This is a genomic window from Cupriavidus sp. USMAA2-4, from assembly GCF_001854305.1.
Lineage (GTDB): Bacteria > Pseudomonadota > Gammaproteobacteria > Burkholderiales > Burkholderiaceae > Cupriavidus > Cupriavidus malaysiensis.
Genome location: NZ_CP017748.1, coordinates 2949449 through 2963629 on the forward strand (window position 1 = coordinate 2949449; position 14181 = coordinate 2963629).

Annotated in this window: 15 protein-coding genes and 1 riboswitch; of the genes, 10 read left to right on the forward strand and 5 right to left on the reverse strand. The window is 71.3% G+C overall.

Annotation, left to right across the window (positions count from 1 at the left end; translation table 11 throughout):
• The first annotated feature begins 39 nt into the window (after window positions 1-39).
• Complete coding sequence (locus tag BKK79_RS13045) at window positions 40-1083, forward strand: HlyD family secretion protein (protein ID WP_071037837.1); 1044 nt, start codon at window positions 40-42, stop codon at window positions 1081-1083.
• An 18-nt stretch (window positions 1084-1101) separates the two neighbouring features.
• On the opposite strand, the gene BKK79_RS13050 is transcribed toward BKK79_RS13045, so the two are convergent.
• Complete coding sequence (locus BKK79_RS13050) at window positions 1102-2094, reverse strand: Bug family tripartite tricarboxylate transporter substrate binding protein (RefSeq protein ID WP_071037838.1); 993 nt, start codon at window positions 2092-2094, stop codon at window positions 1102-1104.
• Window positions 2095-2320: 226 nt separating this feature from the next.
• Here BKK79_RS13050 and BKK79_RS13055 point away from each other — a divergent pair, with 226 nt between their 5' ends.
• Entirely contained in the window at window positions 2321-3247 is a 927-nt protein-coding gene (locus tag BKK79_RS13055; protein ID WP_071015770.1) for a LysR family transcriptional regulator, read from the forward strand.
• An 89-nt stretch (window positions 3248-3336) separates the two neighbouring features.
• Here BKK79_RS13055 and BKK79_RS13060 read toward each other — a convergent pair whose 3' ends face one another.
• Together BKK79_RS13060 and BKK79_RS13065 are read right to left on the reverse strand one after the other, a co-directional pair.
• On the reverse strand, window positions 3337-4002 hold the full coding sequence (locus tag BKK79_RS13060; protein ID WP_071015769.1) for a 3-oxoacid CoA-transferase subunit B: 666 nt from the start codon (window positions 4000-4002) through the stop codon (window positions 3337-3339).
• The gene (locus tag BKK79_RS13065; RefSeq protein ID WP_071015768.1) at window positions 3999-4679 is read right to left on the reverse strand and encodes a CoA transferase subunit A; all 681 of its coding nucleotides are present in this window, start codon (window positions 4677-4679) and stop codon (window positions 3999-4001) included. Before BKK79_RS13065 ends, BKK79_RS13060 begins: the two co-directional genes overlap by 4 nt.
• A gap of 148 nt (window positions 4680-4827) precedes the next feature.
• Here BKK79_RS13065 and BKK79_RS13070 point away from each other — a divergent pair, with 148 nt between their 5' ends.
• Entirely contained in the window at window positions 4828-5760 is a 933-nt protein-coding gene (locus tag BKK79_RS13070; RefSeq protein WP_071037839.1) for a LysR family transcriptional regulator, read from the forward strand.
• Here BKK79_RS13070 and BKK79_RS13075 read toward each other — a convergent pair.
• Window positions 5745-6110: a CzcE family metal-binding protein gene (locus tag BKK79_RS13075; protein WP_071037840.1), complete on the reverse strand. Its 366-nt coding sequence runs from the start codon at window positions 6108-6110 to the stop codon at window positions 5745-5747. The two genes, BKK79_RS13070 and BKK79_RS13075, sit on opposite strands and share 16 nt — an antisense overlap.
• A gap of 332 nt (window positions 6111-6442) precedes the next feature.
• Here BKK79_RS13075 and BKK79_RS13080 point away from each other — a divergent pair, with 332 nt between their 5' ends.
• From BKK79_RS13080 to BKK79_RS13110, 7 genes are all read left to right on the forward strand, one after another.
• A complete protein-coding gene (locus tag BKK79_RS13080; RefSeq protein WP_442873229.1) occupies window positions 6443-6868 on the forward strand; it encodes a DUF427 domain-containing protein in 426 nt (141 codons plus the stop codon).
• 102 nt (window positions 6869-6970) lie between these two features.
• Window positions 6971-7897, forward strand: a complete 927-nt coding sequence (locus BKK79_RS13085) for a LysR family transcriptional regulator (protein WP_071015762.1) — start codon at window positions 6971-6973, stop codon at window positions 7895-7897.
• A 92-nt stretch (window positions 7898-7989) separates the two neighbouring features.
• Window positions 7990-9399, forward strand: a complete 1410-nt coding sequence (tcuA, locus tag BKK79_RS13090; protein WP_071037841.1) for an FAD-dependent tricarballylate dehydrogenase TcuA — start codon at window positions 7990-7992, stop codon at window positions 9397-9399.
• Window positions 9386-10609, forward strand: coding sequence for a tricarballylate utilization 4Fe-4S protein TcuB (gene tcuB, locus BKK79_RS13095; protein WP_071037842.1), 1224 nt, complete (start codon window positions 9386-9388; stop codon window positions 10607-10609). Before tcuA ends, tcuB begins: the two co-directional genes overlap by 14 nt.
• Window positions 10610-10701: 92 nt before the next feature.
• The gene (locus BKK79_RS13100; protein WP_071015756.1) at window positions 10702-11685 is read left to right on the forward strand and encodes a Bug family tripartite tricarboxylate transporter substrate binding protein; all 984 of its coding nucleotides are present in this window, start codon (window positions 10702-10704) and stop codon (window positions 11683-11685) included.
• Window positions 11686-11861: 176 nt separating this feature from the next.
• Window positions 11862-12032, forward strand: a riboswitch (FMN riboswitch).
• A gap of 92 nt (window positions 12033-12124) precedes the next feature.
• Window positions 12125-12646 carry a 6,7-dimethyl-8-ribityllumazine synthase gene (locus tag BKK79_RS13105; protein WP_071015754.1) on the forward strand — a complete coding sequence of 174 codons (522 nt, stop codon included), beginning with the start codon at window positions 12125-12127 and terminating at the stop codon, window positions 12644-12646.
• Window positions 12647-12789: 143 nt separating this feature from the next.
• A complete protein-coding gene (locus BKK79_RS13110) occupies window positions 12790-13494 on the forward strand; it encodes a riboflavin synthase (protein ID WP_071015753.1) in 705 nt (234 codons plus the stop codon).
• A gap of 94 nt (window positions 13495-13588) precedes the next feature.
• Here the strand turns inward: BKK79_RS13110 and BKK79_RS13115 are convergent, their stop codons facing one another.
• On the reverse strand, window positions 13589-14137 hold the full coding sequence (locus BKK79_RS13115) for a Spy/CpxP family protein refolding chaperone (RefSeq protein WP_071015751.1): 549 nt from the start codon (window positions 14135-14137) through the stop codon (window positions 13589-13591).
• Window positions 14138-14181 lie beyond the last annotated feature (44 nt).

Here is a 14181-nt window from a genome sequence, read left to right on the forward strand (position 1 = left end):
GCCGTAGCGAAACCGCAACGAACTTATCCGGAGATCGCCATGGCACTCCCCAGACAGATCCAGATCGCCACCGTCAGCCTGGTGGCCCTCATCGCCCTCGGCGCGCTGGCCTACCTGAACCAGCCGGAAGCCGAGGCCGCGGTCCAGTCCACCGACAATGCCTACGTGCGCGCCGATTTCACCGTGGTGGCGCCGCAGGTGTCGGGCCGCGTCGCCCAGGTGCTCGTACAGGACAACCAGGTGGTGCAGGCCGGCACGCTGCTGGCCACCCTCGACGACCGCGACTTCGTGGTCGCGCTCGACAGCGCACGCGCCCAGGTGCAGAGCAGCGAGGCCGCCATCGACAGCCTGCAGGCGCAGCAGGCGCGGCAGCAGAGCGTCATCCGCGAGGCACGGGCCAGTGTGGTGGCCGACGATGCCGCGCTCAGGCTGGCGCGCGCGGACACTGCGCGCTACCGCAACCTGGCCGCCGACGGCGCCGGCACGGTGCAGGCCTTGCAGCAGGCCGAAGCGCGGCTCGCCATCCAGCAGGCCGGCCGCGACCGGAACGCCGCCACGCACGAGGCCGCGCGGCAGCAGCTGGAGATCCTGCGGGCCGACCTGCAGAAGGCGCGCGCCGTGCTGGCGCAGGCCCGCGCCGCGCAGGCCGCCGCCGAACTGAACCTGTCCTACACGCGCGTGGTCGCGCCGCAGGCCGGCATGGTGGGCGAGCGCTCGGTGCGCGTCGGTGCCTTCGTCGGCGCGGGCAAGCCGCTGATGGTGGTGGTGCCGCTGGATGCCGTGTACGTGGAGGCCAACTACCGCGAGACGCAGCTCGCGCACGTGCGGCCCGGCCAGCCGGTGCGCATCAAGGTCGACGCGCTGCCGGGCGTGGTGCTGCGCGGCCGGGTCGACAGCGTGGCGCCGGCCAGCAGCCTCAGCTATGCACCGATCGCGCCGCAGAACGCGACCGGCAACTTCACCAAGATCGTTCAGCGCCTGCCCACGCGCATCCGGCTCGATCCGGCCCAGCCGGAAGCCGCGCGGCTGCGCGTGGGGATGTCGGTGGAGCCGGAGATCGAGACCGGCGCGGGCGGCGCCTGACGCGCGCCGGCGTGCCGCTCAATCCAGCCTGGCGCCCGAGTCCGCCACCAGTTGCTTGAGCACCGGCCAGTCGCGCGCGTAGAGCGCCTGCGATTCCTTCGGCGTGGTACCCAGCGGGCGCAGGCCGAGCGAAGTCAGGCGGGTCTGCATGTCGGGCTGCTGCAGCACGGCGCGGACCTCTTCGTCCAGCTTCGCCACCACCGCCGGCGGGGTGCCCATCGGCGCCAGCAGGCCGATCCAGCCCATGGTCTTGAAGGCGTTGTCCGGCAGGCCCGACTCGGCGAAGGTGGGCACCTCGGGCAGGCCGGCGTTGCGGCTGTCGCCGGTCACCGCCAGCGCCTTGAGCTTGCCGTTCTGGATGTAGGGCTTGGCGGTGAGGAGGCTGGCCACGCCGAACTGCACCTGGCCGCCCATCAGGTCCTGCAGCATCGGCGCCTCGCCCTTGTAGGGCACGTGCACCATGTCGGCCTGCATCTGCCGGCTGAAGTAGGCCCCCGCCAGGTGGGCGTAGGAGCCCACGCCCCAGGAGGCGTAGCCGACCTTGCCGCGGTGGCTGCGGCCGTACTCGCCCAGTTCCCTGGCATTGCGTACGGGCAGCGCGGGCGTGGTCACCAGCACGAGCTGCGCGTCGGCCAGCACGTTGATCAGCGTCAGGTCCTTGCGCGGGTCGTAGGGCAGCTTGGCGTAGAGGAACTGATTGGTCAGCACGGACTGCGTCAGCGTGACCAGCAGCGTGTAGCCGTCCGGCGCGGCCTTGGCCACGGCATCGGTGCCGATGATGCCGGAGGCGCCGCCCTTGTTGTCGACGATGATGGGCTGGCCCAGCCGCTTGCTGAGCTTTTCTCCCAGCGCGCGGGCGACGATGTCGGTGCCGCCGCCGGCGGGGTAGGGCACCACGATGCGGATCGGCTTGGCCGGATAGCCGCCGGCCTGGGCCTCGGCCGCGGTGCTGGCGGTGCCGAGGGTGATGCCGCCGAGGGCGAGCGCGAGCAGCGCGCGTCGTCTGAACATGCCTTGTCTCCTGCGTGTCTTTTTCTGTCGGGTCTGTCGCCATGCCACCGCCGTGGGGGCGAGTGGCGTCCACACGCTACCCGGCTTGAGAAAATACGTCCAATGCCATATTTTTAAGTTTTCGATGCAAATCATGCAAAGTTGAAGGTTGTGTCCCCGTGGCAGCCTCGGCGAGTTACGACACAGGAACGCTTCCAGGAACCCCTCCAGGAGACCAGACGGCACCATGGGCCTTCGCCGCTTGCATCACTTCGTCACGCTGATCGAGCAGGGCAGCTTTGCCCGCGCCGCCGACGCGCTGCACCTGTCGCAGCCCGCCTTGTCGCGCAGCATCCAGGCGCTGGAGGCCGACTACGGTTGCGCGCTGGTCGACCGCAGCTACGGCAAGGCCGGCACGACCGCCGCGGGGACCATGGTGCTGGCGCGGGCCCGCCGCATGCTGCGCGAGGGCCGCGAGCTGCGGCGCGAGCTGCAGTTGCTGCAGGACATCGAGATCGGCAGCCTGCGCCTGGGCTTCGGCCCCTTTGCCGCGGCCTTCCTGCTGGAGCCGGTGCTGGCCGCGCTGGTGACGCGCCACCCGCGCCTTGGCATCGACCTGGAGATCGCCGACACGCAGAGCATGGTGCAGGCGCTGGAGGCTGAGCGGCTCGACGTCTTCATCGGCGAGAGCCAGAGCCTGGCCGGCCAGCCGCACCTGCATATCGATCGCCTGCCCGCGCTGCAGACCGGCTTCTTCGTGCGCGCCGGCCACCCGCTGGCCGGGCGGCGCGCCGTAGCGCTGACGGAACTGGCAGGCTTCCCGGTGGCCGGGCCGCGCCTGCCGGCTCGCGTGCAGGCTTTCTTCGCCGCCCAGCTCCAGGCCGAGGCCGACGCGCGCGGCGGACCGGCCGCGGCGCCGGAGGCGTTGCTCACCGTCACCTGCGACGACATGCACGCGCTGCGCACGCTGATGCAGGCGACCGACACCGTCGTGCTGGTACCCCGGTCGATGATGGCGGGTGCCTGTGCCGCGGGCGAGGCGGCCGCGCTGCCGCTGCGCCCGGCCACCGAGCTGCGCGCGCCCTATGGCGCGGTGTGGCTGGCCGGGCGTACGCTGTCGCCGGCCGCGCGCGCCTTCGTCGCGCTGGTGCACGAGGTGCTGCCGGAGGCCTGACGTTCCGGCCGGCCCGGCGCCGGCGGCGCTGTGCGACAGTGCGCCGACGCCAGCGTTCGCCGGCACGCAGGCGCCCGCCCGCGGCGGCCTCAGCGCAGCAGCGGCGCCTCCGTGAGCGCCTGCAGCGCGGACCAGGTCACGCCGGGCGCCATCGCCTCGACGCGCAGCCCGTCCGCTGTCACCGCCAGCACCGCCAGGTCGGTATAGATGCGGCGCACCACGCCGGCCGCGGTCAGCGGCAGGCTGCAGCGCGCGCGCAGCCGCGGCCGGCCGTCGCGCGTGGTGTGCTCCATCAGCACCCAGACCGCGCGCGCGCCGAAGGCCAGTTCCATCGCACCGCCGACGGCCGGCGGCGTGCCGGGGTCGGCGCGGGTCCAGTTGGCGAGGTCGCCGTTGGCCGCCACTTCGTAGGCGCCGAGGATGGCCAGGTCGAGGTGTCCGCCGCGCATCATGGCGAAACTGAGCGCCGAGTCGAACAGGGATGCGCCCGGCAGCAGGCTGACCGGCTGCTTGCTGGCATTGACCAGTTCGGCGTCCTCCTGGCCGGCGGGCGGGCGCGGCCCGAGGTGCAGGATGCCGTTCTCGCTGTGCAGGAAGACTTCGCGGTCCTGCGGCATCCAGTCGGCGACCTGGGTGGGCAGGCCGATGCCCAGGTTGACGTAGGCCCCGTGCGGGACGTCCTGCGCGGCGCGGCGCGCGATCTCCTCGCGCGTCCAGGGCCGGGCGCCGGGGGCAAGGTTCGGCTGGCCGCTCATGCCGCGCCTCCCGGGGCCAGCACGACGCGGTCGACGAAGATGCCCGGGGTCACGACCTGTTCCGGGTCGAGCGCGCCGGCTTCCACCATGCTGTCCACTTCCGCCACCACCACCTCGGCGGCGGTCGCCATGACCGGGTTGAAATTGCGGCCCGCCAGGCGATAGCTCAGGTTGCCGAGCCGGTCGGCGCAATGCGCACGGACCAGCGCGAAGTCGGCGCGCAGCGGCAGCTCCAGCACATAGGCCACGCCGCCGACCTCCTGCACCGTCTTGCCCTCGGCCAGCGGCGTACCGACCGTGATCGGGCTGAGGAATCCGCCCAGGCCGGCGCCGGCGCAGCGGATGCGTTCGACCAGGGTGCCCTGCGGCACCAGTTCCAGCTCGACCTCGCCGCGCCGGTAGGCATCGCGGAAGGCGGTGGCGCCGGCGGTGAGCGGGTAGGAGCAGACCAGCTTGCGCACGCGTCCGGCCGCGATCAGGCTGGCCACGCCTTCGTTGTCGAAGCCTGCATTGTTGGAGACCACCGTCAGCCCGCGCGCGCCCTGGTCCAGCACGGCGTTGATCAGCGCCGCCGGCAGGCCGGCGCTGCCGAAGCCGCCCACCATCAGCGTGGCGCCGTCGCGCAGGCCGGCCACGGCCTCGCTGCAGCGCGCCACGCGCTTGTCCACTCGTTTCATCAGCCTTCCTCACGGGGGGCGCCGCGGCACTGGCCGCGCACGCCGAAGCCGCATCTTGTGCCGGCCGCAGGCATAGGCACAACGGCAGCCACCTTAAATATTGATAAGCTGAGCTTATGAAGACGGCCTGGCAGGCAAGGAGAGCTCCATGGACCTGGAAGTGAGGCACTACCGCTATTTCGTCGCGCTGGCCGAGGCCTTGCACTTCGGCCGCGCGGCCGAGCGCCTGGGCATCTCGCAGCCGGCCTTGAGCCAGCAGTTGCGCTGGATCGAGCAGCGGGTGGGCGCGCCGCTGCTGGCGCGCGGCGGGCGCCGCCTGGCGCTGACCGAGGTGGGGACGGTGCTGCTGCGCGAGGCGCAGGATGTGCTGCGCCGCCTGCAACTGGCCGAGCTGGCGACCGCGCGCGCCAGCCGTGGCGAGACCGGCAGCATAGCGATCGGCTACGTTGCCTCGGCGGCGCTGTCGGGCCTGCTGCCGCGCCTGATCCATCGTTTCCGCCAGGATCATCCCGACGTGCAGTTCAGCCTGCGCGAGATGGAGATGCCGCTGCAGCTCACCCGGCTGGCCGACGGCGAACTCGACCTAGGCTTCGTGCGGCCGCCGCTGCCGGGGTTGCCGGAAGGCGTAGCGCTGCTGGAGGTGGCCGACGAGCCGGTGGTGCTGGCCGTGCATGCCGGCCATGCGCTGGCGCGCCAGGCCGTGGTCGATCCCGCCCGCCTGCGCGGCGAGACCTTCCTCTGTACCCACACGCAGGAGGGCACGGGCTTCTATGCCATCACCCAGGCGGTCTGCGCCAGCGCCGGTTTCGCGCCGCGCGTCGAAACGCTGTCGCCGCAGATGTCCACCATCGTCAGCATGGTGGCGGCGGGCTTCGGCGTGGCCCTGGTGCCGGAGTCGATGCGCGCCTTCGCGCCGCCGGACGTGGTGTACCGGCCGCTGGCGCAGCAGGCCGTGCGCTCGCCGCTGGCGGTGGCGCACCGGCGCAATGTGCAGGCGCCGGCGGTGCTGCGCCTGCTGGAACGCTGCCGCGCCGGGCGGCCGGCGCGGCGCGAGGCGGGCGGCGCTCAGCCGCCGCTGTAGATCTCGCTCGGCGCGATCTGGATGTAGACGTCCTTGGCCTGCGGCACGCCGGGCATCAGCAGGGCCAGCTTCATCGAACTGCCGCCGATGGCCTGCAGGAAGGTCCAGCCGACGGTCTGGCCGCCGGCGCGGATGGCGACCGATTCGCCCGAGCCGACCAGCACGCGACGCGTGCCGGGAGTGACGTCGATGGTGCGGGTGACGGTGTCGAGACGGGCGGGGCTGCCGAACAGGCGGCTATCCGCGCTGGGGGGCGCACTGGGGGCGGGGATGGCGGCGGCGGGAGTACTCCAGGCAGAGGCGGCGCCCAGCAGCAGCAGGGCGGCGAGGAGGGAGGTCTGGGTCTTCATGGTGCAAGTCGTGGCCCCGGCGGGATGGCAGTCCCGGGCGGGACAGGGGGGCGCCGGAGTCTTGCCGGGCCGCGCACCGTTCCCCGTTGCGGAGGAACGGTGCGTGCGCAGCGCGGAGGGGCGTCGTCTCCGCAGGGCCTGGGGGCGTCGTGTGGCTGGTCGTGTACAAGAACGCGGTTCAGGGTTAACCCTGGCGTCAGTGTAGTGCCGTGGATGAAATTCCAAAAATGACTTGATTTCACAGATGCAAGTCGTTTTTTTCTTGAGGGGCGTGCCGCCGCCGGGCGGCGCATACTGTGGCGGACGCGGCGCCGTCGCGGCTTCCGCTGCCGATGCCCCCGCGTCCCCTTCCGTCCCCTTCCCGCAGGAGGCCTGTCATGACGGCCAAGCCGGTCAAGATTCCCGGACCCGACCATCCCATCACCGTGACGCCCAATCCGGCCCGGGTCATCGTCACGGTCGCCGGCCGCGTGGTGGCCGACAGCCGGCGCGCGCTGACGCTGCGCGAGGCGTCGTACGCGGCGGTGCAGTACCTGCCGCGCGAGGATGCCGACATGGCGCTGCTGGCGCGCACCGGCCACGCCACCTACTGCCCATACAAGGGCGATTGCAGCTACTTCAGCATCCCCGTGGGCGGCACGCGCGCCATCAACGCAGTGTGGTCGTACGAAGCCCCGTATGCGGCGGTGGCGCAGATCGCCGGCTACCTCGCCTTCTATCCCGACCGGGTCGACCGCATCGAGGAAGTGGCGCCCTGAGCCTGCCCTGAGCACGCCCCCGGGCGTGCTCAGGGCAGGGCATGTGCCGTGTCCCGCGCTATGCCGCTAGAATCCGCGGGATCGGATATCCAAGGGAAGGGCATGGAGCTCAGGCAACTGCGCTACTTCGTACAGGTGGTCGAACTCGGCAGCATGGGCCAGGCCGCGCAGAAGCTGGGCGTGGTGACCTCGGCGCTGAGCCAGCAGATCAGCCGGCTGGAGAGCGAGCTGTCGACCCGGCTGCTGCAGCGCACCTCCACCGGCGTGGTGCCGACCGACGCCGGGCTGGCCTTCTGGCGCCAGGCGCAGCTGGCCCTGCGCCATGCCGACGACGCCGTGCGCGCGGCCCAGCTCGCGCGCCTGTCCGGCCACGTCAGCGTGGGCATGGCGCCCAGCACCATCACCGTGCTCGGCCTGCCCTTCCTGCAGGCCATGCGCGAGCGCTATCCCGACATCCGCCTGCACCTGGTCGAGAGCCTGTCCGGCAACCTCGGCGCGATGATCGGCGCGCGCCAACTCGACCTCGCGGTGCTGTTCCAGACCGCCGCCGGGCAGCGCTGGAGCGTGACTCCGCTGCTGACCGAACGCCTCTTCGTCATCGCCCGCCCCGGCTTGCCAGGCCTGCCGTCCACCGCCACCACGCGGCTGTCGGCGTTGCGCGATCTGCCGCTGATCCTGCCGAGCAGCCCGCACGGGCTGCGCTCGGTGCTCAACGCCGCCTTCCTGCGCAGCCGCTGCCAGCCCAATGTGGTGGCCGAGATCGATGGGCTCGCCATGCTGATGGACGCGGTGCGCGCCGGCCTCGGCGCCACCGTGCAGCCGGGCGCGGCGGTCGGCCGGGTGGCGGGCGAGCCGCTTGCCATGATCGGCATCGCCGACCGCGCCGTGCACCGTCCCAACCTGCTGGTCAGCCTGTCCGACGACGAGCTGTCGCCGGCCGGGCTGGCGGCGCGCAACACGCTGGCCAGCGTCACGCGCGAGCTGGTCAAGGCCGGGCGCTGGCCCGGGGCCACCCTTCACAAAGCCTGAAGACCCCTTGAGCCGGCGCGTCTGGCGCCGCCTCGCCCCGCTCGCTACAGTCCGCGCTTCGACACCAAGCAGTGCGGGAGGCGGAGCGGAATATGTGGGACGTCCTGGTCATCGGCGGCGGCAACGCTGCCCTGTGCGCAGCCTTGATGGCGCGCGAAGCCGGTGCTTCCGTGCTGATGCTGGAAGCGGCGCCGCGCGCGTGGCGCGGCGGCAATTCGCAGCACACGCGCAACCTGCGCTGCATGCACGACGCGCCGCAGGATGTGCTGGTCGACGCCTATCCCGAGGAGGAGTACTGGCAGGACCTGCTCAAGGTCACCGGCGGCCTCACCGACGAGACGCTGGCGCGGCTGGTGATCCGCGCTTCCTCCAGCTGCCGGCCCTGGATGCGCAAGCATGGCGTGCGCTTCCAGCCGCCGTTGTCCGGCGCACTGCACGTGGCGCGCACCAATGCCTTCTTCATGGGCGGCGGCAAGGCCCTGGTCAATGCCTACTACCGCAGCGCCGAGGCACTGGGCGTGCAGATCCGCTACCAGGCGCCGGTCGATGCCATCGAGCTGGACGGCGGCCGCTTCGTCGCCGCGCGCATCGGCCGCGAGCGCATCGCCGCGCGCGCCTGCGTGCTGGCCGCCGGCGGCTTCGAGTCCAACCGCGGCTGGCTGCGCGAGGCCTGGGGCCGCAACGAGCGCGGTGAGTGGCCGGCCGACAATTTCCTGATCCGCGGCACCCGTTACAACATGGGCGTGCTGCTGCGCTACATGATCGATGCCGGCGCGGACGCCATCGGCGATCCCTCGCAGTCGCACTGCGTGGCCATCGACGCGCGCGCGCCGCTCTACGACGGCGGCATCTGCACGCGCATCGATTGCGTTTCGCTGGGCGTGGTGCTGAACCGCGATGCCCGGCGCTTCTACGACGAGGGCGAGGACTTCTGGCCCAAGCGCTATGCCATCTGGGGCCGGCTGGTGGCGCAGCAGCCGGGCCAGATCGGCTATTCCATCATCGATGCCAAGGCGGTGGGCCGCTTCATGCCGCCGGTCTTTCCCGGCACCCAGGCCGATACGCTGCCGGAGCTGGCGCGCAAGCTGGGCCTGCCCGAGGCGCCTTTCCTGCAGAGCATCGAGGCCTATAACGCGGCCTGCCGCGTCGGCACCTTCGACCACACCCGGCTCGACGACTGCCACACCGAGGGCATCGTGCCGCCCAAGACGCACTGGGCGCGCCCGCTCGATACCGCGCCGTTCTACGGCTACCCGCTGCGCCCCGGCATCACCTTCACCTACCTCGGCCTCAAGGTGAACGAGCAGGCGGCGGTGCACTTCGGCGGCGTGCCGAGCGACAACTTGTTCGTGGCCGGCGAGATGATGGCCGGCAACGTGCTCGGCAAGGGATACACGGCCGGCGTCGGCATGTCGATCGGCACCGCCTTCGGCCGCATCGCGGGCACACAGGCGGCACAGGCCGCCGCGCAGCAACGAGGAAAGCAAGATGAAGCAGCCTGAGACCCTGTCCGCGCCGGCCACGCTGTCGGCCCTGACGCGCGAGGCGCAGGCCCTGGCGCAGGCGCCGGCCGAGGCATCCGCGCCGCGGCGCGTGATCCGCGTGCTGCCGCTGACGGAGAATGAAGAAGAGGTCGCGCGCCAGATGCAGATCTGCAATGCCTGCCGCTATTGCGAGGGCTTCTGCGCGGTGTTCCCGGCCATGACGCGCCGCCTGGAGTTCGGCAAGGCCGATATCCACTACCTGGCCAACCTGTGCCACAACTGCGGCGCCTGCTACCACGCCTGCCAGTACGCGCCGCCCCACGATTTCGGCGTCAACGTGCCGCAGGCGATGGCGCGCGTGCGCGGCCAGACCTATGCCGACTATGCCTGGCCGCCGGCGCTGGGCGCCCTGTACAAGCGCAACGGGCTCACCGTGGCGCTGGCGCTGGCCGCCGGCCTGGCGCTGTTCCTGCTGCTGGCGCTGGCGCGCCACGGCACGCTGCGGCACGCGCCGCTGGCGGGCGACTTCTACGCGATCTTCCCGCACAACCTGATGGCGGCGATGTTCGGCGCGGTCTTCGCCTTCGCGCTGCTGGCGCTGGCGCTCGGCGTGACGCGCTTCTGGCGCAGCGTTTCGCCCGGCCGCGCCGGCGCGCCGGCGCTGGCCGAGGCCGCGCACGACGCGCTCACGCTGACCTACCTGGATGGCGGGCACGGCGAGGGCTGCAACGAGGAGGATGACCGCTTCACGCTGGCGCGGCGCCGCTTCCACCACTGCACCTTCTACGGCTTCCTGCTGTGCTTCGCCGCCACCGCGGCGGCGACGCTCTACCACTACGCCTTCGGCTGGCACGCCCCCTACGCCTATCTCAGCGCGCCGGTGCTGCTCGGCACCATCGGCGGCGTCGCGCTCTCGATCGGCAGCGCCGGCCTGCTGTGGCTGAACCTGCGCCGCGACCCGGCACGCGGCGACGCGGCCCAGCGACCGATGGACCGCGGCTTCATCGCCCTGCTGCTGCTGACGGCGCTCAGCGGCCTGGCCCTGCTGGCCGGGCGCGACAGCGGCGCCATGGCCGCGCTGCTGGCGGTGCACCTGGGCGTGGTGATGGCGCTGTTCGCCACGCTGCCCTACGGCAAGTTCGCGCACGGCATCTACCGCAGCGCGGCGCTGCTGAAGTCGGCCATCGAGAAGCGCCAGCCGGACACGCTGAAGCTGGGCTCGGACTGAGAGCCGCGCGGCACCGATCACGATAAAGACATCGCGACATTGCGACATTGCGACATTGCGACATTGCGACATTGCCAAGAGGAGACGAACCCATGACGACCCACGCACGCAGAACCGTGCTCGCCGGCCTGCTGGGCACGGCGCTGATGCTCGCCGGCGCCGCGCCGGTGCTGGCCCAGGCCTGGCCCGCGCGGCCTGTCACGCTGGTGGTGCCCTTCGCCGCGGGCGGCACCACCGACATCATCGGCCGCATCGTCGGGCAGAAACTGGGCGAGGCCCTGCGCCAGCCGGTGGTGATCGACAACCGGCCCGGCGCCGGCGGCACGCTGGGCGCGAGCGTGGTGGCGCGCGCCCAGCCCGACGGCTACACCTTCCTGCTCGCCACCGTGGCGCACACCATGGCGCCGGGAATCTACAAGAAGCTGCCCTACGAGTTCACGCGCGACCTCGACCCGGTCGGCCTGGTGGCGCTGACCCCCAATGTGCTGCTGGTCAATCCCGCGATCCCGGCCAAGACGGTGCCGGAGCTGATTGCCTACATCCGGCAGCATCCGGGCAAGGTCAACTACGGCTCGGCCGGCATCGGCAGCACCGAGCACCTGTCGGGCGAGCTGTTCCGCGCCATGACGGGCACCGATCTCTCGCACGTGCCTTACAAGGGCGGTGCGCCGATGATGACCGACCTGATCGCCGGCCAGATCCAGATGGCGATCGAGACCAGCCCGTCGGCGGCGCCGCACGTGCGCAGCGGCGCGGTGAAAGCGCTGGCCGTCACCACCGCCAGGCGCTCCTCCGCGTATCCGGGGGTGCCCACGCTCGACGAGAGCGGCGTCAAAGGCTTCGAGGTGACCACCTGGTACGCGCTGGTGGCGCCGCACGGCACGCCGGCGGAGATCGAGCAGCGCGTCGGCGCGGAGCTGGCCAAGGTGCTGAAGCAGCCCGAGGTGCAGAAGCGCTTCGAGGAGCAGGGCGTGACGGCGGGCAATATGAACGCGCAGCAGCTGGCCGCCTTCATCCGCACCGAGACGGCCAAATGGGGCAAGGTGGCGAAGGAATCGGGCGCGTCGGCCGAGTGAGCGGCGCGGCCATCGCGTTCCGCTCTGCAGGCGCCGTGCCGCCGCGGTCGCCAGCGGCACGGCGCCAGGCGCACGATGTGCCGCCTGTCTTCGGTTTTCTGCCGCCGGCATCACCTCCAGCCTTGCCGGACGGCGCTGCCTTGAGGCAGAATCTTCCCGTTGCGGCACTGCCGCAACAGCGTTCTCAGGGCGGGGTGAAAGTCCCCACCGGCGGTAATGGCGGTTGTCGCGCGTCTCGCGCTAGCCCGCATTAGCCCGCGAGCGCCCGGCCTGCCCACAGGCCGGGGTCAGCAGATTCGGTGCGATTCCGAAGCCGACGGTCATAGTCCGGATGGAAGAGAGCGCGATGTGTTCGCCTCCTGCCTGGCCTGCCTGGCCTGCCGGGCCCGGGAGGCAGCGCTCGTGCGCCCTGATTCTGGAAACCTCTCCAAGGAAAGCCATGAATCAGCTGACCCCCTCGTATCAACTCGTTCACGAAGGCCGTTCTTCCTCGTCGCCGGGCTCCGGCGGAGCGGGCGGCCGCATTGCCCTCATCTGTGCCCAATGGCACGCCGGCATCGTCCATAGCGCGCGCGACGCCTTCCTGGCCGAAGCGGTCCGGCTCGGCGTGGCGCGCGATGCCATCGATGTCATCGACGTGCCGGGCGCCTTCGAGATCCCGCTGCATGCGCGCAAGCTGGCCGCCAGCGGCCGCTACGATGCCGTGGTGGCGTGCGCGCTGGTGGTCGACGGCGGCATCTACCGCCACGAGTTCGTCGCCGACGCGGTGATCTCGGGCCTGATGCGCGTGCAGCTCGACACCGAGGTGCCGGTGCTCTCCGCCGTGCTGACGCCGAAGAGCTTCCACGATCACGAAGAGCACCGCCGCTATTTCACCGAGCACTTCGTCGTCAAGGGCAAAGAAGCGGCCAACGCCTGCGTGCAGACCATCGCCAGCCTCGGCCGCCTGGCCGCGGCATGAGCGCGGCGGGCGGGGCGCCAGCGCGCGCCGCCTGCCTGAGCGACAATGGCGGCGGCGCCGGGCCGGCGCCGCATCCAGGCGGGGATCCGGCGGATCCCCCCGCGGTCCCGCGGGACCACCGACCAGTTTGGGAAGACAGCATCATGTTCACCGGCATCATCCAGGGCGTGGCGAAGATCGCCGCCATCCAGGACCGCGAGGGCCTGCGCACCTTCGCACTCGAATTCCCGCCCGGCTTCTGCCAGGACCTGGCGATCGGCGCCAGCGTCTCGGTCGACGGCGTCTGCCTGACCGTGACCGAGCTGCTGTCGCCGACCGCGGCCTCCTTCGACGTGATGCAGCAGAGCCTGAATATCACCACGCTGGGTGGTTATGCCCAGGCCGGCGAGGTCAATGTCGAGCGCGCGGCCAAGGACGGCGCAGAGATCGGCGGCCATCCCTTGTCCGGGCACGTCGATTTCGCCACTACCCTGCTGAGCGTGCGCCACTCGGACAACAACCGCGTGCTGCGCATCGGTATCCCGCCGGCGTTCCGCAAGTACGTCTTCGCCAAGGGTTATATCGCCGTCAACGGCGCCAGCCTGACCGTGGCGGAGGTCAACCGCGCCGAAGGCTGGTTCGAAGTGTGGCTGATTCCCGAGACGCGCCGCGCCACGGTGTTCGAGCAGAAGCAGCCCGGCGACGCGCTCAATGTCGAGATCGAACGCGCTACCCAGGTGGTGGTCGACACCGTGCGCGAAACGGTGCAGGAAACCCTGGGCAAGCTGCAGCCCGTGCTGGAAGCCATCCTGAAGGAAAAGGGCCTGACGCTCGACGACCTGATCGAGCCGAACGAGCTGCCGCAGTAGGCGCGCTCCCCCTGGCTGCCGCCGCTTGCCGCCCTTTGCCGCGGTTTCCGGCCGCGGCCCTGGCGCGGAACCTCAACCGCTCCTCAACCGCTCCTCAACCGCCGGCTGCCGCCGGTGACGATGCGCCCGGCCGCATGCCGTGGCGCATGCCGTGGTGCATGTCGCCGCCATGGTGGCGCTCATGCTCATGGCGGAACAGCCGGTCGGCGGTCGCCTTCTGCGTGTCCGACAGCGTGGCATAGAGCGGGCTGAAGGCCGCACTCAGTTTCTGCATATGGTCGGCGTGCATCTGTGCCAGCGAAGCGTAGGACTTCATGGCTTCGTCGGCGTTCATCGTCGACAGCTTCTGCGCGTGTTCCTGGTAGGCCTCGCCGGCGCGCTTGCCGTTGTCGCGCATGGCCTGCGCGAAGGCGTCCCACTGCGGCGCCTGCTGGGCGGTGATCTGCATCTGGTCGTGCAACTGCTTGATGCGCTGTTCGACGGCCGCCTCGTGCTGCAGGGCCGGCGTGCGCTTGCCCGCCGCGGCGGGCGTCGACATCGGAGCGCTGGCGCTGCTCTGGGCGAGCGCCGGGCCGGCCATCAGGGCCAGGGCCAGCAAGGCCGGCGTGGCGGCGGAACGGAGGGTGCGAGCGGTAGGGTGCATTGTTGTTTCCTGTTCATCGGGGGAAGGGGCGGGAGCCACCAGGC